At 43.3% G+C, this 23297-nt stretch carries 20 protein-coding genes, 1 pseudogene and 1 riboswitch; of the genes and pseudogenes, 15 read left to right on the top strand and 6 right to left on the bottom strand.

Going from position 1 to position 23297, the window contains the following annotated elements; translation table 11 throughout:
• Positions 1–64: 64 nt before the first annotated feature.
• Positions 65–175, top strand: a riboswitch (SAM riboswitch).
• 150 nt (positions 176–325) lie between these two features.
• The gene (locus RSX31_RS15105; RefSeq protein ID WP_315635057.1) at positions 326–1573 is read left to right on the top strand and encodes a homoserine dehydrogenase; all 1248 of its coding nucleotides are present in this window, start codon (positions 326–328) and stop codon (positions 1571–1573) included.
• Between the two features lie 45 nt (positions 1574–1618).
• Positions 1619–2815 (top strand): aspartate kinase, encoded by a 1197-nt coding sequence (locus RSX31_RS15100; protein WP_148970132.1) that lies wholly within the window; start codon positions 1619–1621, stop codon positions 2813–2815.
• Between the two features lie 38 nt (positions 2816–2853).
• On the opposite strand, the gene RSX31_RS15095 is transcribed toward RSX31_RS15100, so the two are convergent.
• Together RSX31_RS15095 and RSX31_RS15090 are read right to left on the bottom strand one after the other, a co-directional pair.
• Positions 2854–3348, bottom strand: coding sequence for a L,D-transpeptidase family protein (locus RSX31_RS15095; protein WP_148970357.1), 495 nt, complete (start codon positions 3346–3348; stop codon positions 2854–2856).
• A 127-nt stretch (positions 3349–3475) separates the two neighbouring features.
• A complete protein-coding gene (locus tag RSX31_RS15090) occupies positions 3476–4114 on the bottom strand; it encodes a spore coat protein (RefSeq protein WP_397548102.1) in 639 nt (212 codons plus the stop codon).
• 129 nt (positions 4115–4243) lie between these two features.
• Here RSX31_RS15090 and RSX31_RS15085 point away from each other — a divergent pair, with 129 nt between their 5' ends.
• Positions 4244–4873, top strand: coding sequence for a LysE family transporter (locus RSX31_RS15085; protein WP_282138512.1), 630 nt, complete (start codon positions 4244–4246; stop codon positions 4871–4873).
• A gap of 64 nt (positions 4874–4937) precedes the next feature.
• The gene (locus RSX31_RS15080) at positions 4938–5684 is read left to right on the top strand and encodes a YqcI/YcgG family protein (RefSeq protein WP_315635056.1); all 747 of its coding nucleotides are present in this window, start codon (positions 4938–4940) and stop codon (positions 5682–5684) included.
• Here RSX31_RS15080 and RSX31_RS15075 read toward each other — a convergent pair.
• A complete protein-coding gene (locus tag RSX31_RS15075) occupies positions 5674–6999 on the bottom strand; it encodes an amino acid permease (RefSeq protein ID WP_315635055.1) in 1326 nt (441 codons plus the stop codon). The genes RSX31_RS15080 and RSX31_RS15075 overlap by 11 nt on opposite strands.
• Before the next feature lie 126 nt (positions 7000–7125).
• Here RSX31_RS15075 and RSX31_RS15070 point away from each other — a divergent pair, with 126 nt between their 5' ends.
• The 9 genes and pseudogenes from RSX31_RS15070 to RSX31_RS15030 all read left to right on the top strand — a co-directional run.
• Entirely contained in the window at positions 7126–8070 is a 945-nt protein-coding gene (locus tag RSX31_RS15070; RefSeq protein ID WP_315635054.1) for an arginine deiminase family protein, read from the top strand.
• A gap of 369 nt (positions 8071–8439) precedes the next feature.
• Positions 8440–9789 (top strand): aspartate aminotransferase family protein, encoded by a 1350-nt coding sequence (locus RSX31_RS15065; protein ID WP_397548101.1) that lies wholly within the window; start codon positions 8440–8442, stop codon positions 9787–9789.
• Positions 9790–9793: 4 nt separating this feature from the next.
• Positions 9794–11317 (top strand): pyridoxal phosphate-dependent decarboxylase family protein, encoded by a 1524-nt coding sequence (locus RSX31_RS15060; RefSeq protein WP_315635053.1) that lies wholly within the window; start codon positions 9794–9796, stop codon positions 11315–11317.
• Positions 11314–13107: an IucA/IucC family protein gene (locus tag RSX31_RS15055; RefSeq protein WP_315635052.1), complete on the top strand. Its 1794-nt coding sequence runs from the start codon at positions 11314–11316 to the stop codon at positions 13105–13107. The genes RSX31_RS15060 and RSX31_RS15055 overlap by 4 nt, the downstream gene beginning before the upstream one ends.
• Positions 13097–13684 (top strand): GNAT family N-acetyltransferase, encoded by a 588-nt coding sequence (locus RSX31_RS15050; RefSeq protein WP_397548100.1) that lies wholly within the window; start codon positions 13097–13099, stop codon positions 13682–13684. The genes RSX31_RS15055 and RSX31_RS15050 overlap by 11 nt, the downstream gene beginning before the upstream one ends.
• Positions 13659–15005: a lysine N(6)-hydroxylase/L-ornithine N(5)-oxygenase family protein gene (locus RSX31_RS15045; protein ID WP_315635051.1), complete on the top strand. Its 1347-nt coding sequence runs from the start codon at positions 13659–13661 to the stop codon at positions 15003–15005. Before RSX31_RS15050 ends, RSX31_RS15045 begins: the two co-directional genes overlap by 26 nt.
• A 38-nt stretch (positions 15006–15043) precedes the next feature.
• Complete coding sequence (locus tag RSX31_RS15040) at positions 15044–16864, top strand: IucA/IucC family protein (protein WP_315635050.1); 1821 nt, start codon at positions 15044–15046, stop codon at positions 16862–16864.
• A 47-nt stretch (positions 16865–16911) separates the two neighbouring features.
• Positions 16912–18147 (top strand): aspartate kinase, encoded by a 1236-nt coding sequence (locus tag RSX31_RS15035; protein ID WP_315635049.1) that lies wholly within the window; start codon positions 16912–16914, stop codon positions 18145–18147.
• A 314-nt stretch (positions 18148–18461) separates the two neighbouring features.
• Positions 18462–18968: pseudogene (locus RSX31_RS15030) on the top strand (DUF1731 domain-containing protein); the annotation flags it as partial.
• A 40-nt stretch (positions 18969–19008) separates the two neighbouring features.
• Here the strand turns inward: RSX31_RS15030 and RSX31_RS15025 are convergent.
• Positions 19009–19380: a winged helix-turn-helix transcriptional regulator gene (locus RSX31_RS15025; RefSeq protein ID WP_315635048.1), complete on the bottom strand. Its 372-nt coding sequence runs from the start codon at positions 19378–19380 to the stop codon at positions 19009–19011.
• A gap of 185 nt (positions 19381–19565) precedes the next feature.
• Here RSX31_RS15025 and RSX31_RS15020 point away from each other — a divergent pair, with 185 nt between their 5' ends.
• A complete protein-coding gene (locus RSX31_RS15020; RefSeq protein ID WP_315635047.1) occupies positions 19566–20546 on the top strand; it encodes a zinc-binding dehydrogenase in 981 nt (326 codons plus the stop codon).
• Positions 20547–20593: 47 nt separating this feature from the next.
• Here the strand turns inward: RSX31_RS15020 and RSX31_RS15015 are convergent, their stop codons facing one another.
• Both RSX31_RS15015 and RSX31_RS15010 read right to left on the bottom strand, forming a co-directional pair.
• A complete protein-coding gene (locus RSX31_RS15015) occupies positions 20594–21349 on the bottom strand; it encodes a sugar phosphate isomerase/epimerase family protein (RefSeq protein WP_315635046.1) in 756 nt (251 codons plus the stop codon).
• Between the two features lie 21 nt (positions 21350–21370).
• On the bottom strand, positions 21371–21805 hold the full coding sequence (locus RSX31_RS15010; protein WP_148995324.1) for a MarR family winged helix-turn-helix transcriptional regulator: 435 nt from the start codon (positions 21803–21805) through the stop codon (positions 21371–21373).
• A gap of 171 nt (positions 21806–21976) precedes the next feature.
• Between RSX31_RS15010 and RSX31_RS15005 the strand changes: the two genes are divergently transcribed.
• On the top strand, positions 21977–23182 hold the full coding sequence (locus RSX31_RS15005) for an MFS transporter (protein ID WP_315635045.1): 1206 nt from the start codon (positions 21977–21979) through the stop codon (positions 23180–23182).
• Positions 23183–23297 lie beyond the last annotated feature (115 nt).

Here is a 23297-nt window from a genome sequence, read left to right as displayed (position 1 = left end):
TAAATCCCCTTTATAATCCAATTCATACTCAAATAGCAAGTAATACCAAAACGAAACATTATATCTCTTATCAAGAGCGGCGGAGGGATAGGCCCGATGAAGCCCGGCAACCTGCAGGATCAGACTGCAAAGGTGCCAATTCCTACAGATTCCAAACGAATCTGGAAGATAAGGGGAGGAGCATGCTCATTTAGCCCTCTTCTTAAAAGAAGAGGGCTTTTCTGTATACCTTTTTCTTTTCCGCTTATATCCCTCAAGTGGATCTTCAACTGGAACGAATCATTCTTACGTATAAAGTGAAAAGTCGATAAAAGGAGGCTGAATGATGTCAGCGATTAATGTGGCACTTCTGGGGTTTGGAACGGTTGGGCAAGGGGTCTGTGAAGCAATCGATACTCATCAGGACAGATTGAAGGAAGTACTGGGTAAAGAGGTGAAGGTAAAGGCAATCCTTATTAAAGATCCCACAAAGGAGCGAAATATTGAATCATCCATCAACGTCACAACGGATTTCCAAGAAATCCTGGATATACCGGATCTACACGTTATCTTTGAAGCGATCGTGGGGGAAGAGCCGAGCTATACGTATTTAACACAAGCCATTGAGAAGGGGATTCATATTGTCACGGCCAATAAAGCGATGTTTGCCAAATATGGTCCTGAGCTATTGGAGAAGGCGAAAATGAAGGGAGTATCGGTCGGATTTGAAGCGACGACAGCCGGAGGGGTCCCTGTGATCGGCAGTATCAGGCAGCTTCTGAAGGTGAATGAGATCAGACAAATTCAAGGGATTCTGAATGGGACGTCAAACTTCATCTTATCTCAAATGAGAAAAAGAGGTCTTGCCTTTGATACAGCCTTAAAGATTTCTCAGGAGAAGGGATACGCTGAAGCCGATCCGACAAATGACATCGAAGGCCATGATGCGTTCTATAAATTGCTTATTTTAAGTCAAACGGCCTTTGGCAGACAGCCCGATTGGAAAAATATCCGACGAAAGGGGATATCCCATCTGACTGCAGAATGGCTCCAGGCAGCGGAATCCTTTCGATTGCGGTTTAAGCACGTAGGTTCTCTTAGACGGGATTCAGTGGATCACATCCAAGGTGAAGTAGAGCCGATCCTTGTACATGATACCCATCCTTTTTACGGTGTGGAGGATGTGGAAAATGCCATTTCCCTTAAGGGTAGTCTTGTAGGAAGGATCACCCTGCTTGGTCCAGGCGCTGGAAAGTTACCTACAGGCAGCGCCATGGTAGAGGATTTTCTGTCGTTGATAGAGAGAAAGTATACCGACTCTGCGGAAAGTACCGTGAATACGGGAGAGATTCATGATGAGAGCAGTCACAACTGGGTCTTGAGAATCCGAGAAAATGATGTGTATCAAAACTGGCTCCCTTCGTTCATATTAAAGGATCGTATTCAATTGGGCGATAACTTGTACGTATTTGTTGAAGGCACGAAAGAGACACTGGAATCGCTCCTTCATACACATGAACATATTCAAGCCGTTCCTATTTTAAAAGAAATTCCGTTGGAAAATGAAGTGAAAACTGGAGCTGCAGTTTCTTAAAAGTAATCTTTAATAAATAAGATCTGATGGAAAGTAGGGGTATCATTGAGTATGATCGTTCAAAAGTTTGGTGGAACCTCTGTTGGTTCTACAGATCGGATCAAACGCATGGTCTTTCATGTCATGAAGGAAAGAGAAAAAGGCCATGATGTTGTCGTAGTAGTATCAGCTATGAACAAAACGACTGATACACTTGTAAGATTGGCAGGGGAGCTCTCCGAAAAGCCAAGTAAGAGAGAAATGGATATGCTCTTAAGTACCGGGGAGCAGGTGACGATCTCTCTTTTGACCATGGCCCTGCAGCATAAGGGGCTGGAAGCCGTATCCCTGACAGGCAGACAGGCGGGAATTCAAACCGATGGAGTATTTGGGAATGCCAAGATTACCTCGATCAATACCGATCGGATAAAATCGGAGTTATCCAAAGGACGAATCGTCGTGGTAGCCGGTTTTCAAGGAATTACGGATAAAGGAGAGGTGACTACATTAGGGAGGGGCGGTTCCGATACGACGGCAGCTGCTCTTGCTGCCGCTTTAAAAGCGGATAGGTGTGATATTTATACGGATGTAGATGGGGTGTATACGTCGGATCCGCGAAGCGTTCCCCGGGCAGCGAAAATTGACACCCTTTCCTATGATGAGATGCTGCGTTTAGCCACTATGGGAGCTGGAGTCCTGCATCCGAGAGCGATTAAACATGCAAGGGAACATCATGTGCCGCTTGTGGTTTGTTCCAGTTTGAATGAGGGGAGTGGGACCGTCATTAGTGGAAGGTCAAAGAGAAATGCCCCTATTGTGGGAGTGGCCTATCAGAGTGATATCTCTGTTCTGACAATAATAGACTGTAATGGTGGGGAGTCACTGATTCTTTATGATCTCGATTCCCATCATATCGAGACAGAAATCATTAAATACGAGGAAAACCTTGTTCTCATCGTTAAAGACCAGGATTTTCATGAAGTGAAAAGAATCGTTGGACAATATAACCAGGCATACTCTCGTATAGAGGAAAGGGAGGACCTGTCTAAGGTATCCGTGATCGGTCGGATCAACTCATCACATGAAGTGAGGGAAAAGGTTACCAACGTTTTTCATGACTACCATATTGGAAAGGCATCCATTTGGGAATCCCCGGTAGGATTAAGTGCACTGGTTGATAGATGCGATGTAGAAAAAGCAGCCAGAGTCCTTCACATGCACTTCGGTTTGGATTATGTGGAATCAAGGAGAGCTATTTTGTAAAAGGAAAAAGTGTATAGGCGCCTATACACTTTTTTCACTTATGGACTGATCAAAACAGGCGTACCGATTGGAACGATTCCCGCTAACTCTTCGACGTCTTTGTTATACATTCGTATACAACCCCTGGACACGGCATTTCCAATCGAGCTTGGGTCATTTGTTCCATGAATCCCATAACTTTCTTTCGATAAACTCATCCACATCGTACCAAAAGGTCCGCCGGGATTTGGTGCTTTGTTAATGATGATAAATTCCCCAATGGGAGTTTCAAAGAGCACTCTCCCCACTGCAATGGGATACTGCTTGATTTGAACCCCATCCTTGAATAAACGCAGCCACCGGTTATTAACAGAAACCTGAATGCGGTAAGGGTTATTGGTTGTATCCGGAATCCCCGGTATCGTAATCGTTTGACCTGGATAAATCACATCCGGATCAATACCGGGATTGGCATTAAGTATAGCAGGAAACGGAGTCCTGTAATCCCTTGAAATTTGACTGAGTGTTTCCCCCACCCTGACTGTGTGAATCAGCTCAAACACCTCCCAATTTCACTCTCCCTCTATCCTATGTGCGTGAGAGAAAGTCGTTCAAGAAGATGAATAAATAAAATAGCCTGCGCCTCTTAAAATAAAAGAGACGACAGGCATCCATCCAACGTTATTGAGGCATGTTTTGTTGTGGAACGGTTGTATAGCTTTGAAGCATAAGGGTCATATCCTGGTCGTTTAATTGAGGGACCTGATAGTATCCGTGTTTATTTTGATAGAGGTAGATCTCATAGCTCATTTCAATGAAATTCGGGACGCTGTCAGCTACGACACGCCGTAATACAGGGTTTGTCATCTCAAGGGCTGTCATGGCAAGAAGCATGGCCAATGACTTGGTTTGTCCCAGCATATAAGCAGACAAACCTTTATCGGAAAGATCGTTGACCGATTGATTCGGTTTTTTAGGTGCTCCTGGTTTGATGCCGTATGTGGTGGTATTGGTTTGAGTCATTTTGTATTGTTGGGTTGGAACGATGGGGTCATGCCCTGTCGAAAAGCTGCCCACAATCGTATTATACATAGTCGTGACGAATGTTGACTGGCGTTTTAGTATATCCTTTAGTTCAGGATCCTGAATGTGCTGATCATACATTTGATACTGATCAAGCATGCTGATGATGCCTGCTATGATCTCATGGGCATCAAAGAGCTCATGGCCCCCATGGTTTTTACTCTGAGTATTCATCATATTCGGTGGCATCTGAGTTCCTGGTGGTGTCATATTCGATTGTTGTCCTTGGTTTTGCATCTTTTTTCCTCCTTGAAAATAGCATCGATGATTAGAATATCCTTATTACGCACAATTATGTATTTCGGTTTAATACTTGCCAGCCTGTCCGAATACAATAGGAAGAAGTCAATTTGAAGGTGGTCGTAGATGAGTATATTCATAAGCTATATCATTTTGGGATTATCGCTTTCTGCCCCTATGGGACCGATAAATGCCGCTCAACTGGACAAGGGGATCCGCTTTGGCTTTTTTCATGCCTGGCTTGTGGGGGTAGGGGGAATGGTAGCGGACGGCATTTTTATGCTTCTTATATACTTCGGAGTCTCTCAATTTATTGATACACCGGTCATTAAATTGTCCTTGTGGGTATTCGGCTTCTTTGTATTGACCTATACAGGGATTGAAGGCATCCTGAAATCGGGATCCATTACAAAAACCTCCCATCAAAATCCTCATGAAACAAAAGGAAAAGCTTTTCGCACAGGATTTTTTATGGCCATTTCCAATCCATTAAGCATTCTATTTTGGCTTGGTATCTATGGTTCCATGTTAGCTCAGGCTTCCGGTTCCTATGAAGCAGGTCAGCTCTTCCTGTATAGCATGGGGATCTTTCTTGGTATCACCCTTTGGGATCTTACGATGGCCGGTGTTGCGACAGGGGCAAGGAAACTGGTCAGTCCTGTTGTTTTGCGTGTCATATCCATTATTTCCGGTCTCATCTTGATGGGGTTTGGGATCTACTTCGGTGTCCAGGCCTGCCGTTTATTATTCGGCTAGACAGACACCCACTAAGTTCCTTCCTAATAGGATAAATGTGTACTATTTAGGAGGGATCGGCTATATGCTATGGTCTAAAAGTTTGATTGATCAACTAGGGGAGGAACTCGCTCCATGGCAAAGAGCAGCCTATGGGCATTTCTCGGCCGCAATGTGCGACGAAGAAAAACCTTACCCATGCGTACCTGGAAAACAAGGCTTTCAGACAGATACATTACGCTTCGGATTTGCAGAAGATCCAAGAAAACAAGCAGCTTCTGAAAAACTTGCCTGCTTACTCAAACATTATGGTGAAATCTCAAGGGATACAGGGAAGTATGCATCTCTTGTTGTCTTTTTTAATTCAGAGGAGATAGTGGCTGAGAATCAATCGATTGATTCTTATCAGGATATTTTCTGGGGGCTATTGAATCGGATTCATGAATTGGATAAATCACCATGGCCGGAAGATATAGCGAAGGATCCCCATCATCATACATGGGAATTTTGTTTTGACGGGGAGCCATACTTTGCCTTCTGTGCAACACCTGCCCATACCGTGCGGAAAAGCCGTCATTTTCCTTATTTTCTTGTAGCCTTCCAGCCCCGGTGGGTGTTCGATGAAATCAACTCTTCAACTGCATTTGGCCAGAAGTTAAAGAAAGTGATTCGGAAGCGGCTCATTGAGTATGATGAGGCAGAACCCCATCCCAGCCTTAAATGGTATGGTCAGGAAGACAACTATGAATGGAAACAGTATTATCTGAGTGATGATGATTCATCTCTATCGAAGTGCCCATTTTTAAATATGCATAAGAAAATCAAGAGTTAAAGCGTTCAGGCTTAACTCTTTTTTCTTTTACAAATGTCGCAATCGCAATCAGCACAATGAAGCCGATGCTTACAAAAAATCCAATGCGACTTACATGATCAAGAAGCGTGCCGCTGATCGTCAATAAAATGAGGATGAGTGCAAAGATTGTTTGGGAACGGTCCCACCAACCTTTGCTCATCAGCTTGTGAAAGGAAGCAAGAATAAACATCCACGTGTAGAGAAGCATGAGTCCCGCCGCTGTAGTGATATACTCGAATAATTTGTCCGGCAGTAGCATGGCGATCATTATCGAAGCTGCGACAACAAGCGTGATGAGTCCGAAAGCAGGGAGGGGGACCTTCCATTTCCCCTTTCTGGCGAAAACCTTAGGAGCATCCCCTTCTTCAGCCAATGACACCAGCATCGTCGTGACTGCATATAAGGAAGCGACCATGGTGGAGAACCCCGCAATAATCAGAATGGCGTTGAATACATGTGGGACCCAGGGAAGGTCATATTGTTTAAGCGCCGTTAGAAATGGACTTTCATTGGGATTAATTCTTCCTGACGGTACGAGCTTTAATACGAGATAAAAGGATAAAAGGTAAAGGATGGTCAGGATAAGGAGCATGATATTCCCTGACTTTGGAGCATCCTTCGGGTCTTTAAGCTCCTGAGCCATCAGTCCCATCACTTCAATTCCCCCGAATCCATAAAAGGCAAAAAGAAGTGCGAGCCATAAGCCCTTTCCATCATCCGGCAGAATCTCTTTTATTGGAGATTGAAGCGTTTGGGTTTTAGCATCGGTCCCTAACCACCCGAACACGGCGGCGGCAGCGATGATGACGAACATCACGATGGCGGCTACTTTCATGATTCCAAATAGATTCTCCATCTGTTCCACTTTCTGCACGCCCATCAAAATGATCAATAATCCAAGGCTTGCAAATCCGGCAGTGAACATCCACAGAGGAATGGCAGGAAACCAGAATTGAGCAAATAGAGCAAGAGCGGTTAGTTGACTCCCCATAATAAGCATTTCTGCCGACCAATAGACCCATCCGTTACTGAACCCTGCCCATGATCCGTAAGCCTGCTTTGCATATGTACGGAAGGACCCCTTTTCCGGATGATGGGAAGTTAATTTTGCAAGGGCTTGAAACACCAACCATGTTCCAATTCCGGCCACTAAATAAGCAATCAAAACAGAGGACCCCGCCCTTTGAATAGGTATGGCTGATCCCAGAAAGTAACCTGTTCCAATGATACAGCCCACCCCGATTAAAGAAAGCTGCCACCATGTAAGATTTGTTTGATTCGTACATTTACTCATCTGTTTTCACCTGACCTTTACGCTTCATAGTTTGACGTTGAGGCTCATGAATTATGTGAAGGGAACAGAATGATTTCCCCTGCGAAAGGAGAAAGTAAATGATACTGATACTAAGGAGGCTGGCTCATGATAAAGATTCATCCGAATTGCTGGAGTGAACATGGAGAGTTAAAGACGGTGATGGTGTGCACGCCTTCTTCATTGGACATTCCTGACCAAAGAACGGCGGATTACGTTGGGTGGGAAAAGCCTGTAAACCAGGATATTGCGAAAGAAAACCATGAAGGTATGAAGAAGGCAATGGAAGACGCAGGAATAACAGTTATTGATTATTCCCTGTACCTAAAGGGAGATAAGGCTGAACTTAATCATCAGCTTATCAATAGGGTATTTGTAAGGGACCTGGCATGTGTATATGGAAATACTGTCATTCCGGGTGATGCGGGGATTACAATGAGGGCGCCTGAATACGTACATAGTCATGAGCTGTTTCAAACATGGTTTGACGAAAAAACGTTTTCGATCAAGGAGAATAACCGATTAAGGGCATTGGAAAATGGGGATGTATTCGTTCTGAATAAAGATGCTGTCTTTATTAATACAGGCATGCGGACAAGTATTGAAAGTATCGAAGAGATCCAACAGGAGATTTTTCGGGCAGGCTTCTCGGAGATCGGGATCATCGACTTGCCGCGAACCGGGGAAACCATGCATTTGGATATGAACTGCAATGTAGCCGGATCGGACCTTCTCATAGCCAAGAGCTATATGAGGCTCTTTCCAGTACAAATCATCACAGAGAATGGTGGCAGGTACGTGATGATGGAGGAATTCATCCGACGTCAAGGCTTCGACGTTCTCTGGACGGATGATGTAAAACACACGGTTGCAGATATCAATTTTCTGAACTTGGATCCGGAGACCCTGTTAATCAGCACCAAAGCCAATAAGAAGATATTGAAAGGGCATACGAAATTACGAAGGAAGAAATTGATAGAAGTCGAAGTGAATGAACTTGAGAAAGGTGGAGGCGGGATAAGGTGCATGACGCTCCCTTTAGAAAGAAAATGAAACATGAAGAGCTGATTGGAACAAATAGACTGGAGATTACTTCTCCGGTTTTTTTTATGACATCAAGCATTCTCATTTAAATTAAATTAACACTACTTTTATCCCTGTTATGGGGTCGGGATAAAAGACTTGTATATCACTTTACGTAAAATTGTAAACGCATAAATCTGTTAACTATTTTACTTTAAACCTATGTATGACAGCAACTCGATGACAATCGATAGATTAGTACCTTTCCCGTACGAAATGACTAGAAGTCGATGAAAATAATTGAGAATAGTTATCAACTACTATTGACATTGATAATCATTATCAATTAAGATGACGTTGGAAGCAAAAGCCAATCTATCACGAAAGGAAGAGTTGATTATGAATGTACAAAGTGCCATTTCAAATAGAGAATTACTGGATCAACAAGAGAGACGCGAGTCAAATGCGAGATCCTATCCGAGAAGAATCCCACTGGCAATCAGTGAAGCAGAGGGAATCTATGTCACGGACATGGAAGGGAATAAATACTTGGATTGCTTAGCGGGAGCGGGAACATTAGCGCTGGGGCACAATCATCCAACGGTCATTGAGGCCATGGAGCAAGTGATCCGTGATAAACGACCATTACATACGTTAGATATTACGACTCCTGTGAAAGAGGAGTTTGTGAATGAATTATTCTCTTCCTTGCCGGAAGGATTTCGTCATCGTGCAAAGATCCAATTTTGTGGACCGACAGGCGGTGATGCGATTGAGGCTGCGTTGAAATTAGTGAAGACGGCAACCGGGAGACAAAGTATTCTTACGTTTCAAGGAGGATACCACGGTGCCACTCACGGAACGATGTCGATCAGCGGAAATCTGGGTCCAAAAAAGAACGTACAAGGACTGATGCCTGATACTCACTTCTTACCTTATCCATATACATACCGCTGCCCATTTGGGATTGGAGGAGAAGAGAGTCATCGTATCAGCAGTCAATACATCGAGAATCTCCTGGATGATCCAGAGAGCGGAATATTACCTCCGGCTGCCATGATTTTTGAAACGGTCCAAGGTGAAGGTGGTTCCATACCGGCACCGATCGAATGGATCCGGGAAATGAGAAGAATCACTGAAGAGCGGGGAATTCCACTCATCATCGATGAAGTGCAGACGGGAATCGGACGCACTGGAGAACTATTTTCATTTGAGCATGCAGGAATCGTACCGGATGTGTTTGTTCTTTCAAAAGCAATCGGCGGGAGTCTGCCACTATCCGTTGTGATATACGACCGCGACCTGGATGCCTGGGAACCGGGGGCCCATATCGGCACATTCAGAGGAAATCAAATGGCCATGGCAGCAGGAACAGCAACATTGAAGTTCATTAAGGAGAATCACTTGGTTGCCCATGCCGGGGAAATGGGACAGAGACTCCTTCATTCCTTAAAAGAGCTTCAACAAGAATTTCCTGAGATAGGGGATGTAAGAGGCAGAGGACTGATGGTAGGTGTGGAAATAATTGATCCCGCTAAACCTCATTCAGCGAGCGGAAGTCAGCCGGCTAATCCTGCCGTCGCAAGCGGAATCCAGCGTGAATGCTTCAAACGGGGATTGATCCTTGAGGTAGGGGGAAGACATGGGGCAGTTGTCCGTTTCCTTCCGCCATTGATCATCACAGAAGAGCAAGTCGATGAAGTGGTATCGATATTCAGAGAAGCTTTAATCGCCTCTCTTGCGGGGTGAAATCATGAAAATGAAAACAATCGAAAGAGAAACCAGCCAGGACTCCTTCTTTCTACATCAAGGGGGAGAAGGAATCCGTGCATTTAATGAACTGATAGATGGGGTTAGCAGGAAACTGCAAGACCTATATGAAGGTACCGGGAAACCTTTTATCGGAAAAATGCCCGGTGCAATAAAAGAAGAAATCCAACCGATCATGGCGATTACTCCTGAAGGGAAATCCTTTGCAGAAGTCCTGGATGAAATCGATGAACCGATTTTAAAAAACAGTCTTCATATTTCCCACCAGAAGAGTATGGCACATTTACATTGTCCACCCCTTCTTCCTGGAGTGGCGGCGGAATTGATCATCGCAACGCTCAATCAATCAATGGATTCCTGGGATCAGAGTACAGCTGCCACCTATGTGGAAGCGGAAATGGTGAAGTGGTTAACTGAAAAAATTAAGCTTCCGGCATCATCCGGCGGAGTCTTTACAAGTGGTGGAACCCAATCCAATTATATGGGACTCCTGTTGGCACGCGATGCCTTCTGTCATTCGAAATGGAACCATAACGTACAACGGGATGGGTTACCCGAAGGCTTTAACCGATTAAGGATTCTTTGTTCAGAAGAGGCCCATTTCACTGTGAAGAAAGCCGCTTCCCAATTAGGGTTGGGAGAACAAGCGGTTGTGACGGTTATGACCGATGAAAATCATCGGATGAGCGTCCGGGAATTGAATGAAACACTCCAGAAGCTTGATCAGGAGAACTTATTGCCCTTTGCCCTTGTTGCTACATGTGGGACCACCGATTTTGGAAGTATCGACCCAATGGGGGAAGTGGCAGAAATAGCCCGTGGGCAGGGGTTATGGTTCCATATCGATGCCGCTTACGGCGGCGGTCTGATGCTGAGTCATTCTCATGCAGACAAACTGAAAGGGTTGGGGAACGCCGACTCCATTACGGTGGATTTCCACAAATTATTTTTCCAGCCGATCAGTTGCGGAGCTTTCCTCGTTAAGGATGAGGCCCATTTCCGTTATCTATCCTATCATGCTGATTACTTGAATCCCGTCAAAGACGATGAAGAGGGCATCTTGAACCTGGTGAATAAGTCGGTTCAAACGACGAGAAGATTCGACGCGTTGAAACTGTATCTGTCCTTAAAGGCAGTAGGGACCGACCTTTTTGGGGATATGATCGATGAAACGATGAAGCTCGCCAGATACACAGCTTCTTATATGGAAGTGTTAGAGGACATTGTGATACAAAACCCTGAGCCGGAAATCAATACAGTCATCTTTCGCTATCAGCCGAAAAGGATGGAAGGAAAGGATCTCGATCTCAATCATTTGAACCGGACGATCCAGCAAACCCTGCTATATAAGGGGAAAGGGGTTATTGCGAAAACAGTGATAAAGGGTCAAACCTTCTTGAAATTGACGTTATTAAATCCAAGAACAAAGCCGGAAGATATTCATTCCCTTCTACACGAGATTGAAGAAATCGGGACTGAAATAGTAAATGGAGGGGTCATACATTGAGAAATTCTAAGGAGATTGCTGAACATGCAACAATGCAAAGCTTTCTGAATTGCTATTTAAGAGAAACAGGGAACTACACTGAAGAGAGCTGCTACGACAATGATCCGTCACTTGGACAGTTTGAGAAAGTCATCGTATCTCATTTGGTTCTGCAGCAGATTGAATTGATTATACCAGTGAGATATTGGTCTCTTACGGATCGTCATCTATTCGGCTTCCCACTTTATTACCGAGTGGGTAAAAGCGAATTGAAACCACTCGACTACATTACCCTTACAACACTAGTGGTAAAAGAGTTCTTACTTGATAAGAGTCAAAGTGGTGCAGAGGACGAACTGCTCTTAAGAGTGATCTTAAGCTGTCGAAGTATAAAAAGCTATGTTGAAAGTCGGGTACAGGACAACGAGGCACTTACGGATGAAGAATTCGACTACATCGATGCTGAGCAGTCCCTTCTATTCGGACATATGCTTCATCCAACCCCGAAAAGTAAACAAGGCCTGACGGAACAGGAAGACCACCTGTATTCTCCTGAATATAAAGGGGAATTTCAGCTACATTACTTTAGTGCGGAAAAATCGTTGGTAGAACAGGATTCAAGTGACGACAAATCTGCAGCTTCCATCATTCTTGAAGAGTTAAAGGATGATCCTGATGTAGATCAGAAATGGTTACAGATGCTGATGGAAGAGGGTGGGCGCGTCTTGCTTCCTGTACACCCCCTTCAAGTGAAGACATTATTGGAAAAGGTATACGTTCAAGACCTGATGGGAGAAGAACGACTGGAATACATCGGTCCGTTAGGGAAGCGCTTCACGGCTACGTCATCATTTAGAACGGTCTATAGCAAAGAATCGCGATACATGTATAAATTCTCCGTACCTGTCAAAATCACAAACTCTCTTCGCATCAACCAAAAGAAGGAACTGGCAAGGGGAGTAGAGGTTTCGAGATTACTAGAAACGGAAGTGGGAAAAAGCCTTAACAGAGAGTTCCCACGATTTAAGGTCATCCAGGATCCTGCTTATTTAAACTTGGACCTGAATGAAGAAGTTTCCGGGTTTGAGCTTGTCATCAGGGAAAATCCTTTCTATAAAATCAGTCGCGGAACCAGCTTGATCGCAGCCCTATGCCAGGACCATGCTTATGGAGGAAAAGCAAGAATACATTCCATCATTAAAGGGATAGCACAAAGAGAGAATAGAAGTCTGGAAGAAGTGAGCCTGGATTGGTTCGATCGATACTTATCCCTGACGCTTGATCCGATGATCTGGTTGTTCCACGCGTACGGGATCGCCCTGGAAGCCCATCAGCAGAACTCGGTGATCCAGCTGAGGAACGGTTACCCTGAAACCTTCTATTACAGAGATAATCAGGGATACTATTATAGCGAATCCAAAGTAGAAAAACTAAAAGAATTCCTTCCAGAATTAAATCAGGAAAGCGACACCATTTGTGCCGATGAAGTGGCAGAGGAACGATTGCGCTATTACTTCTTCTTTAACCATTTATTCGGACTGATCAATGGTTTTGGAGCAAGTGGTCTCATTGATGAAGAAAAACTTATGAATCTTGTAAAGGAACGTCTGGAGTACCATGAACAGCAGTGGGGGGAAGATTCCAATCTACTGAGCAGTTTATTATATCAACCGGTCCTTCCGTGTAAAGCGAATCTATTAACCCGATTCTATGACATGGATGAACTGGTCGGTCCGATGGAAGCTCAATCGGTCTACACGATGGTGAAAAACCCACTTGCCAAAGAGGTGGAAATCCATCATGTTTTATGACTACGAAGTGTATGATCAAGAAATCCAAAAGACGATTCAATTTAAGAAGATTGATTTTGACCGGGACGGGGAGCTTATTCACAAATGGATGATGGAGGAACACGTCCACCCATTCTGGAATTTAAATATTCCATTTGAAAAGTTTCAAGACCATTTGAAAAAAGCTTTGTCCGATTCACATCAAACCCTGTACGCAGGGTATCTTGACGGTGTGGCGATGAGTTACTGGGAGGCCTATTGGGTAAAAGGTGACGTGGTCGAGGAGACGTATACTCCTGCTCCTTTCGATCAGGGAATACATCTGTTAATTGGAGAGAGGGAGTATCTTGATAAAGGACTTTCCCTGCCATTATTACGAGCGATGGTTTCGTATCAGTTCCAAGAAAAGAAGACTAATAAAGTCATAGCGGAGCCGGATATTCGAAATGACAAAATGATTCATGTTTTTGAGAAATGCGGTTTTAAACCCGTTAAGCCGATTACTCTCCCCGACAAAACCGGAATGCTCATGTTTTGTGAGAGAAGCGAATTTGAAAAGAGGTGGCTGAATGATGGACTTCACGAACAGATCAAATGAATTATATGACGTCATCGGGATCGGATTGGGTCCGTTTAATCTGGGGTTAGCTGCCTTATTGGATTCGGTACCAGAAGTGAAAAGCGTATTTTTGGAAAAGAAGAAAGCCTTCAATTGGCATCCGGGCATGCTGATTGACGGAACGACCTTACAAGTGCCGTTCTTTGCGGATTTAGTCAGTATGGCAGATGTAAGAAGTGATTACAGTTTTCTCCGCTACCTGGAGGCTCATAACCGCTTATATCACTTCTATTTTCTGGAAAAATTTCATATCCCTCGAAAAGAATATAACCATTACTGCCAGTGGGTGAGTGAGCAGTTGGACACATGCCGATTCGGAATGGATGTCCAAAGTGTCGTCCCGGTCCAATTGGGAAGTGGGGACAGCGTATATGAAGTCACCGTGTGGAATGATGCCCTTCAACAAACTGAGACAATGTTTACGAAACATCTCGTGCTTGGAATAGGTTCTGTTCCTTCTGTACCTGAAGCTTTTCAGGAAATGCTGGGCAAATCCGTATTTCACAGTGCCGATTATTTATCCAATAAGGAGATTTGTGCAAATGCTGAATCTGTTGCCGTGATCGGATCCGGCCAAAGTGCAGCCGAAGTGTTTCTCGATGTAGCCAAAGACCAGGAGAACCAAGGGTTTTCACTGCAATGGTATACACGTTCAAAGGGATTCTTCCCGATGGAATATTCAAAACTGGGCCTTGAGTATTTTTCACCCGATTATACCCGTTTCTTTTATCAGCTTCCGCAGGAAAAGAAGGATCAGCTCCTAAAGGAACAAGATCTTCTTTATAAAGGCATCAGTTCAGAGACAATCGCCGATATATATGATTATTTATATGAACGATCTGTAGGAAGCGAGGAGCCGGACATCTGCTTACAGGCCATGACAGAGATCGTGGGAATCGAAAAAAATGAAACAGGGTTTGAACTGCATGGCTATCACCGGATCAAGGATGAACGTTTTGTAGATAAAGCAGATGTCATCATTCTTGGGACTGGCTATAAGCCTGCATTCCCGGGATTCCTTTCAAAAATGAAAGAGTGGATTGCATGGGACGAATATGACAGATATAAAGTGAAAGAAGATTATCGATTGGAAACCTATGTAGAAGGATCGGGTGAAATTTTTGTTCAGAACGGTGAAATGCATACTCATGGAGTCGGGGCACCTGATCTTGGACTCGGTGCACACCGTAATGCGATCATCATCAATACCATTACAGGGAGAGACGTATATCCGGTTCAGACCAAAAATGTGTTTCAAACCTTTGGAACGAAAGCGGCTCACATTCCGGTTCCTCTCTGATGCAAAGGAAAAATAGACTAAGTGAAAGAAGGGATAATATGTTATTCAGTGAAGAAATTCAACGTGTTTTTAAGAGTGATACCTGGACAAAAGTAAACAAGAAATTGATTGGTAAAATGCTGTCTGAGTATATGTATGAAGATATGATACGTCCTGAAATCCTTTCGGAAAATGGGGAAGGGATTGAATATTCCCTGCAGGTCACAGATTCAAAGCACTATCACTATATCGCACAAAAACGATTGTTTGATAGTTTCGATGTGAAATGGACGACGGTATATATCGTTGAAAATGGAGGAAGAAAGGAAGCTGATAGCGCAATAGAGCTATTGGTCGATCTCCAGGGGGTCATCGGGATGTCATCTGAGACGGCGGGGCACTTAATCAAGGAAATGAACAGCACATTAATAGCCGATGCCCATCTTCTTGAAAAAGAAACGAAAACATCGGACGAACTGATTCATGAAGACTACGCCACCCTCGAAGGTTATATGACAGGGCACCCATGGATTACATATAACAAAGGGAGAATCGGGTTCGGATATGATGATTACCTTGCCTTTGCTCCTGAACAACAGAAGGAGGTCCAGCTTTCCTGGATTGCTGTTCATAAGGACCTTGCATCGTTTCAATCTGTAGAAGGATTGGATTATGAAACGTTGATTGCCGGTGAACTAAGTGAGGAAGACCGAATCCGTTTTGACAAGATCGTAAAACAAAATGGAAGCGAACCATCGGAATACTATTTCTTGCCGGTGCACGAGTGGCAATGGAAAAACACACTCATTCAGAATTTCCCTGAGGAGCTGGCAATGGGGCGCATCATTCCCTTGGGAGAGGGAGAAGACCGCTACCTTCCTCAGCAGTCGATCCGCACATTTGTGAATCGAACGAACAAAGATAAGCATCATGTGAAGCTTCCGATGAGTATTTTGAACACGCTGGTTTATCGGGGACTGCCATCTGAACGAACGCTGATTGCTCCTAAGGTTACTGAGTTCATTAAAGGAATGGCTGAAAAGGACCCATTTTTAAAAGATGAATGCCGGGTCATCCTGCCAGGGGAAAATGCCAGTATGAATGTAAATCACCGCTACTATACACAATTAAAGCAGGCACCTTATCAATACTTGGAGATGCTTGGAACCATATGGAGAGAAAGCATCTATACGTATTTGGAAGACGGAGAACAAGCGATTACACTTGCCGCCTTACTGTATGAAGATCATAACAATAAACCGTATGTTGTGAGTTTAATTGAACAATCAGGCCTGGACTCAGAAGAATGGATGAAACAATTTTTCAAAGTCGCAATGGATCCTCTTCTCCATTACCTTTACCAATACGGAACGGTTTTTTCTCCTCATGGCCAAAATACAATTGTCGTGTTGAAGGATGGGAAACCACACCGATTAGCCATTAAAGATTTTGTGGATGACGTCAATATTTCAGACCAGGATTTCCCTGAGCTGCAAGGGCTGTCAACTGAATTTAAAGCGGTCCTTCGAACGGAGCCGCCTGAAGGGCTTACACAGTTTATCTTCACAGGTCTCTTTATCTGTCACCTGAGATACTTGAGTAACTTGTTAATGAACAATCAAATGATGGAAGAAGAAACCTTCTGGGGTCTTCTTGCTGACTCAATACTTAACTATCAGAAGAGATTCCCGCAATTACAAGAACGTTTCAAGCTATTTGATTTCTTTAAGCCAGAGCTTACGAAATTATGCCTGAACCGGAACCGTATGGTGGATTACGGATACTCTGATGACGATGACCGTCCTCACGCTTCTGAATTCGGGAAAGTAACAAACGCTCTGGCTGCATTTAAAATAAACCCGACTGTTGGGTCAATCTGAAAATCCAATCAATAGCGTCAATTTATAAATAGAAAGGAGGACCACCTTTGAGTACAGTTGTTGTGCAGAAATTCGGTGGAACCTCTGTTGGTTCTACCGAGCGCATAAAACGTATGGCGGACAGAGTCATACAGGAAAAGAAAAAAGGTCATGACGTCGTTGTAGTGGTTTCTGCAATGGGGAAAACTACCGATGCACTTGTGAAAATGGTTGGTGATATCACAAGTGAACCAAGTAAGCGAGAGATGGATATGTTACTGTCAACCGGAGAACAGGTTACGATTTCCCTTCTTACAATGGCTCTTCATCAGCAAGGGGTGGAGGCAATTTCTTTCACAGGATGGCAGGCAGGTATTCAAACGGATTCCGTCCTTGGAAATGCTCATGTTCAATCTATTGATACCAAACGAATCAGGAACGAATTAGATAATGGGCAAGTGGTTGTGGTGGCAGGTTTCCAAGGAATGACGGAGGATGGGAATATTTCCACTCTGGGAAGAGGGGGATCCGATATCACGGCAGCTGCTCTTGCATCGGCGTTGCAAGCAGATCGGTGTGAGATCTATACCGATGTGGATGGAGTGTATACCTCTGATCCCAGATTTGTGCCTAAAGCATCAAAAATCAATTCCCTTTCTTATGAAGATATGCAGAATTTAGCTATCATGGGAGCGGGTGTACTTCATCCAAGGGCAGTCAAACACGCGAAAAAATTCGGAGTTCCATTGATAGTGAAATCCAGTTTTGAAAATGGCAGGGGAACCATGATCCATGGAAAGGCAAAGCAGAATGGATCAACCCCTGTGATTGGTATCACGTTCGAAGAGGATATTAATCGAATTGAACTGTTTGATTGTGAAGATATTGAAGGGTTAAAGAAAGCATTGATGTGTGAGCTGGCATCTCGTCACATTCAGGCCGATGTATATAAACAAAGCTGTAGAAATATCCTGTCCTTATTGATCAAGAAAAACGATCATCAAGAGGTATTATCGATATTAAATGAAGGAAAAGATAAAGAGAATTGGGTGTACTCCCGGATCGAGGGGAAAAGCGGTCTGTCAAAGGTGTCGGCAATCGGACAAAATATTAAATCACAGCCAATCATTAAAATGAACATGTGCAAAATTCTATTGGAAAATGCCATCAGGGTGAAATTGGTAGGTGAGTCTGCCATAAGCATAACGGCTGTCGTTGAGAAAAGCCAGGTCCAGCTGGCGGCAGAACGTTTGCATACCGGATTCGGCTTAGATTATGAAGTCGTGATGAAGGCTTCAGTATGAATCAAAGGAGCTTGCAACCATTATTTTAGGAGCCATACTATCATAAGTGAAAAGGAGAAAAAATCGATTTTGATGAAATCGATTTTTTCTCCTTTTTTCACGTGGTTACGATAAGACTCAACATCATTTCCTGGGAAAAGATGTTGAATCTTGTCAGTTGATATCATGAATGCTTCAACCATTTGGAAATCACATATTTTATTCCGCCCCGTTCTATTATCAAGCTAGAGTTATTTCTCCGCTTGCTCAAAGATTTCTTCAACATAAGGAGAAACCATTTTATCGGAATAGTGGGTATAAATGCCACCCTGGTAGGCTTTTCTGTAGAAGTAGCGAAGGAATGGGAGAAGGCTTTCTTTTCATTTGATTTAACCTATACTCGGCAAGCGGCCTTACGTATCGCCATCGTATTAGGTCCGGATGGAGGAGTGATGAACCCCTACAAAAATCTGGTCAAGTTTGGTCTGGGAGGAGTGCAGGGACCGGGGAATCAGATGTTTAGTTGGATTCATATCGAAGACTTGTTCAGAATCATTTTATTTCTCAAATATAAGAAGGGGTTAAGTGGTGTATTCAATTGCTCTTCTCCAAATCCTGTCACCAACCGAGAGTTTATGGAACACTTGCGTACTGTCATGAATAAGAAAGCAGGGCTGTCGACATCAAAGTGGATGCTAGAAATTGGCGCTTTCTTTATTAAAACTGAACCCGAATTGGTACTAAAAAGCAGGTGGGTCTTTCCGAAAAGATTGGAAGAAGAGGGGTACCAGTTTAAATATGAAACGGTGGGAATAACCCTTCGGCATATACTTTCCCATTAGTCACAAAAAAGGACTTAGCCAATTTGGCAAGTCCTTTTCATCAACTCTCCATGAAATCATATGAAGTCCAACAGCGATTCATCGCTATGCCTTTTTGCTCTGCATACTCATCTCCCCATTTACACATTTCAAAAAGAGTCGTTTGCAGTTTCTTCCCCATTTCGGTCGTGGAATATTCTACACGCGGAGGGACTTCCTGATATACCTTACGTGCAACCAATCCATGTTCCTCCAGCTCCCGAAGCTGCTGAGTGAGCATTTTTTGGGTGATATTTGGCATGGAGCGCTTCAGCTCATTAAACCTCTTTAGTCTTTCATTTAAATTCCAAAGAATGAGTACCTTCCATTTCCCTCCGATGACGTCGATGACCAGGTCGATGGAACATTGGTATTCCGGATGTAGTTGTTTCATGGTACCTCCTTAATTTAGGTGGATGGCTATTGGAATTGAGTCACTCAAATTACTAAGATTCATTCCAGGTTCCTAAATGGTAACTAGGATACTAAATAGTGCCTACTTGTGCTTTTTCCTTATAGTATATATTATATACCACGAGAACAAAATAATGAAAATACTCTCCAAGGAGATGAATGTATATGAAAGCACTGCTTTTAAAAGATAAAGGTTCATGGAAGGACATGAAGGTTGAGGAAATTGAAACACCTTCACCACAAAAAGGGGAATTGCTTGTAGAAGTTCATGCTGTCGGTTTGAATCCGGTTGATTATAAAACAGCGACCAATGGAATGCCAGTCTGGTCTTACCCGCATATTCTCGGTCTTGATGTAGCAGGAGTGGTAGTAGAGACAGGAGAGGGAGTGACTGGTTGGAAGAAAGGTGATCGAGTCGTTTACCATGGAGACTTCACCAAAAAAGGTGGATATGCAGAATATGCGGTTATCAATGCTCATACCGTTTCCCGTATCCCTGAACAAGTTACATTTGAAGACACTGCTGCCCTTCCAACAGCGGGATATACAGCCTATCAGGCGCTTCACCGTAAACTGCCGTTGGAGAAGATAGATACGATCCTGATTCATGGGGGAGCAGGTGGCGTCGGAGGATTTGGTGTCCAGCTTGCCAAGCTTGCCGGCAAAACAGTAATATCCACAGCTTCTTCCCATAATCATGAATATGTAAAATCACTTGGCGCAGATTACGTAATCGACTATCGAGAAGAAGACGTGAATTTAAGAGTGATGGAAATAACAAATGGACGTGGAGTGGACGCCGTTGTGGATGCGGTGAGCAGACAAAGTGCTACAGACTCATTAGACGCACTGGCGTATATGGGTCACATGGTTTACATTGCGGGAGCTCCTGATTTTACAAAAATTAAACCATTCACAAAGGTTGTATCCTATCATGAAATCGCCCTGGCAGCTGCCCATCAATCGAATGACATGGTTGCCCAAAAGGATTTTGCTGTAATTGGGGACCAAATGCTTTCCTTAGTAGAGGAAGGGAACTTAGACACAATGTTAACAGAGGTAGTGAGATTGGAAGAAGTTCCTGAAGCACTGATACGTTTATCAGAACGTCATGTGAAAGGAAAGATCGTGGCCAAATTAAAATAATGCTGATGAAAAAGGAGAGTCTGTTGTGCCAGACTCTCCTTTTTTCATTAAATTTTGTTCAGACGTAAATAATCTAAGCTCTTCCGGACGCTTTCAATAGGAGAGATCCTGGACTCATCCTGCTCAACGATCCACCAATCCACATCACTGTGTATACCATAGTCGAGAACAGAAGTGAGGTCCACACCACCCGTTCCCAGCTCGGCAAAAAATCGTTCACCGTCCAACGTCATATCTTTCAAATGAACAAGTGGGGTTCGTCCCTGATATCGTTTCAGCCATTCCACCGGCTTTTCTCCTGCGAAGGTCAGCCAGTAAATATCGAACTCTGCTTTCACCCAATGAGGATTCGTTTCATTCAGAATCATTTCGAGTGCCGGTTTCCCGTTCGATAACGTCGTCAATTCGAAATCATGATTGTGATAGCAAAGCGTGATTCCTTCATTAAAACATTTTTCCCCAATTGAATTTAAATCATCAATCAATTGAATATAGTGCTTCTCTGTTCTCTCTTCAGGTGGAAGATACGGACAGACAACGTAGCTGCTGCCCAGCTCCAGTTGATCATGAATCACTTTGTGAACATCATTTCTTAATTCAGATAGAGGAATATGACTTGACGCGACACGAAGATTCAGACTATCGAGTGTCCCCTTAAGCTCTTTCGGGGGTAATCCTCCATAGCCGGCAAGTTCCACACCTGCATATCCTAACCCGGCTACTTTTTGAAGGGTGCCGGTAAAATCTTTTTCCGTTTCGTTGCGCAATGTATACATTTGCAGGGCAATCGGTATTTGTTTCATGTCCATCCTCCTATCACTACGCTATTTTCTAGTAATGTTCTCATTCATTTGAGCAAGAACACTCTTATATACTTCTAAGTTCTCTTCTGAAATCCCTTTAAGAATCGTTTCTTCATATAACCCCTCTATAAAAGGAGACAGCTCATCCTTGGCAGCCATACCTTTCTCTGATATGAAAATGAGGAATGATCTTCTATCATCAAGGTTTCTCTGTTTGTAGATCAATTCCTTCCGTTCCAAAATGTCTAAGATCCTCGTTACGGTCGGCTGATCTTTTTCTGATTTCATCGCAAGTTCTTTTTGACTGATTCCATCCTGCTCCGCTAATCGCTTCAACACAGTCCATTGCTCGGGTGTCACATCAAATTCTTTCAGATGAAATGTAAGAAATCGAATAATATTCTTTACTGTATGGCTCGTATACAAGCCAATGGATTCGTCACGGGACATTGTCATTATTTTTCACCTACTACATTCATTTCTTCTCTTTATCATACATGAAATTCAGGATGATTTGAGAAGTTCGATAAAAGTAATTCAATATAGTTGTCACAACAACTATATTTACAAATATACATGTTATAGATATAATTAGTATAACAATTAATTAAGGAGAATGAGAATTTTATGAGTCATTCCAATCAAACATCTATATGGACACGGCCATTTTTTATGGCATTAGTGAATAATTTTTTTATCTTTTTAGTTTTCTATTCGTTGTTAACCGTCCTGCCACTCTATGTGATCGATGAACTTCACGGAACGGAAGGGGAAGCCGGTCTCGCTACAACGATTTTTTTACTTTCGGCCATCATTATTCGGCCATTCTCGGGGAAAATCATTGAGCTGTTGGGAAAGAAAAAGACGTTGATTATTAGTGTCATGTTTTTCGGGATTTCATCATTCATTTACTTCTGGGTGAATGATTTTTATCTTTTAATGGGGCTTCGTTTTTTTCATGGCATTTGGTTTAGTATTGGCACAACGGTTTTAGTCGCGATTGCCGCAGACATGATCCCTCCCCACCGGAAAGGGGAAGGGCTTGGTTATTTTGCCATGTCAATGAACTTAGCCGTGGTGGTCGGACCGTTTATTTCATTAGCATTGATTCAATGGGTTGCTTATTCAACATTGTTTATGGGTCTTTCCTTTGTTATCGTCATCGGATTCCTTTGTTCATTCGGCATTCAGGTTTCGGAGGACGATGGGGTGGAAGCAAAAACGCCGGGGAGATTAACCTTTAAGGATTTGATAGAAGTTAAAGCGATTCCGATTTCCCTTGTAGGATTCTTAACATCATTTGCTTACTCCGGGATCATGTCGTTTATATCCGTCTATGCGAAGTCTGTCGGTATATTCGAATCCGTCAGCTTATTCTTCGTCGTCTTTGCAGCTGCTATGCTGTTATCGCGACCATATACAGGACGCTTATATGACAGGTCAGGACCAAACGCTGTCATCTATCCGTCCCTTATTATTTTTGCCATCGGTTTGATTCTTTTGAGTATCGCTCAATCAGTCCTTTTACTAATGATTGCAGGAACGCTTATCGGACTTGGTTACGGTGCTTTGCTTCCGAGTTTTCAAACCATGTCCATTCAGGCTGCCCCTAAGAGGAGAACAGGGCATGCGACCGCTACATTCTTTATTTTTTATGACCTTGGAATTGCCGTTGGATCATTTGTACTGGGAGTCGTTTCATCCCAGTTTGGATTTTCCGCTTTGTATATTATTTGCAGTGGAATGATCTTCGTCACGATCGTGGTTTATAAAGTAGTAACTAACCGTGGAAATCATAATAAAAATCAGAAAGCGGGCGTATTGGAGTTGTAATGAATTTGTAAGATAGCATCTCTCATAAGGGGGATGCTTTTTTATGTCCTAATTGAGAATTATTTTCAATTAATTATTGACAAATAGAAGGAAAGTTTGTATGGTTTACTTATAG

Origin of the sequence: Rossellomorea yichunensis (genome assembly GCF_032337515.1) — a bacterium.
Classification (GTDB): Bacteria; Bacillota; Bacilli; order Bacillales; family Bacillaceae_B; genus Rossellomorea; species Rossellomorea yichunensis.
Note: the sequence above shows the minus strand (reverse complement) of the source record. Positions and strands in the feature narration are given on the sequence as shown.

Excerpts from the sequence above, each read along its gene's own strand:
- RSX31_RS15105 (WP_315635057.1), top strand. The coding sequence starts at position 326 with ATGTCAGCGATTAATGTGGCACTTCTGGGGTTTGGAACGGTTGGGCAA.
- RSX31_RS15090 (WP_397548102.1), bottom strand. The coding sequence starts at position 4,114 with ATGCAAAACCAAGGACAACAATCGAATATGACACCACCAGGAACTCAG.
- RSX31_RS15085 (WP_282138512.1), top strand. The coding sequence starts at position 4,244 with ATGAGTATATTCATAAGCTATATCATTTTGGGATTATCGCTTTCTGCC.
- RSX31_RS15080 (WP_315635056.1), top strand. The coding sequence starts at position 4,938 with ATGCTATGGTCTAAAAGTTTGATTGATCAACTAGGGGAGGAACTCGCT.
- RSX31_RS15075 (WP_315635055.1), bottom strand. The coding sequence starts at position 6,999 with ATGAGTAAATGTACGAATCAAACAAATCTTACATGGTGGCAGCTTTCT.
- RSX31_RS15070 (WP_315635054.1), top strand. The coding sequence starts at position 7,126 with ATGATAAAGATTCATCCGAATTGCTGGAGTGAACATGGAGAGTTAAAG.
- RSX31_RS15065 (WP_397548101.1), top strand. The coding sequence starts at position 8,440 with ATGAATGTACAAAGTGCCATTTCAAATAGAGAATTACTGGATCAACAA.
- RSX31_RS15060 (WP_315635053.1), top strand. The coding sequence starts at position 9,794 with ATGAAAATGAAAACAATCGAAAGAGAAACCAGCCAGGACTCCTTCTTT.
- RSX31_RS15050 (WP_397548100.1), top strand. The coding sequence starts at position 13,097 with ATGTTTTATGACTACGAAGTGTATGATCAAGAAATCCAAAAGACGATT.
- RSX31_RS15045 (WP_315635051.1), top strand. The coding sequence starts at position 13,659 with ATGGACTTCACGAACAGATCAAATGAATTATATGACGTCATCGGGATC.
- RSX31_RS15040 (WP_315635050.1), top strand. The coding sequence starts at position 15,044 with ATGTTATTCAGTGAAGAAATTCAACGTGTTTTTAAGAGTGATACCTGG.
- RSX31_RS15025 (WP_315635048.1), bottom strand. The coding sequence starts at position 19,380 with ATGAAACAACTACATCCGGAATACCAATGTTCCATCGACCTGGTCATC.
- RSX31_RS15020 (WP_315635047.1), top strand. The coding sequence starts at position 19,566 with ATGAAAGCACTGCTTTTAAAAGATAAAGGTTCATGGAAGGACATGAAG.
- RSX31_RS15015 (WP_315635046.1), bottom strand. The coding sequence starts at position 21,349 with ATGAAACAAATACCGATTGCCCTGCAAATGTATACATTGCGCAACGAA.
- RSX31_RS15010 (WP_148995324.1), bottom strand. The coding sequence starts at position 21,805 with ATGACAATGTCCCGTGACGAATCCATTGGCTTGTATACGAGCCATACA.
- RSX31_RS15005 (WP_315635045.1), top strand. The coding sequence starts at position 21,977 with ATGAGTCATTCCAATCAAACATCTATATGGACACGGCCATTTTTTATG.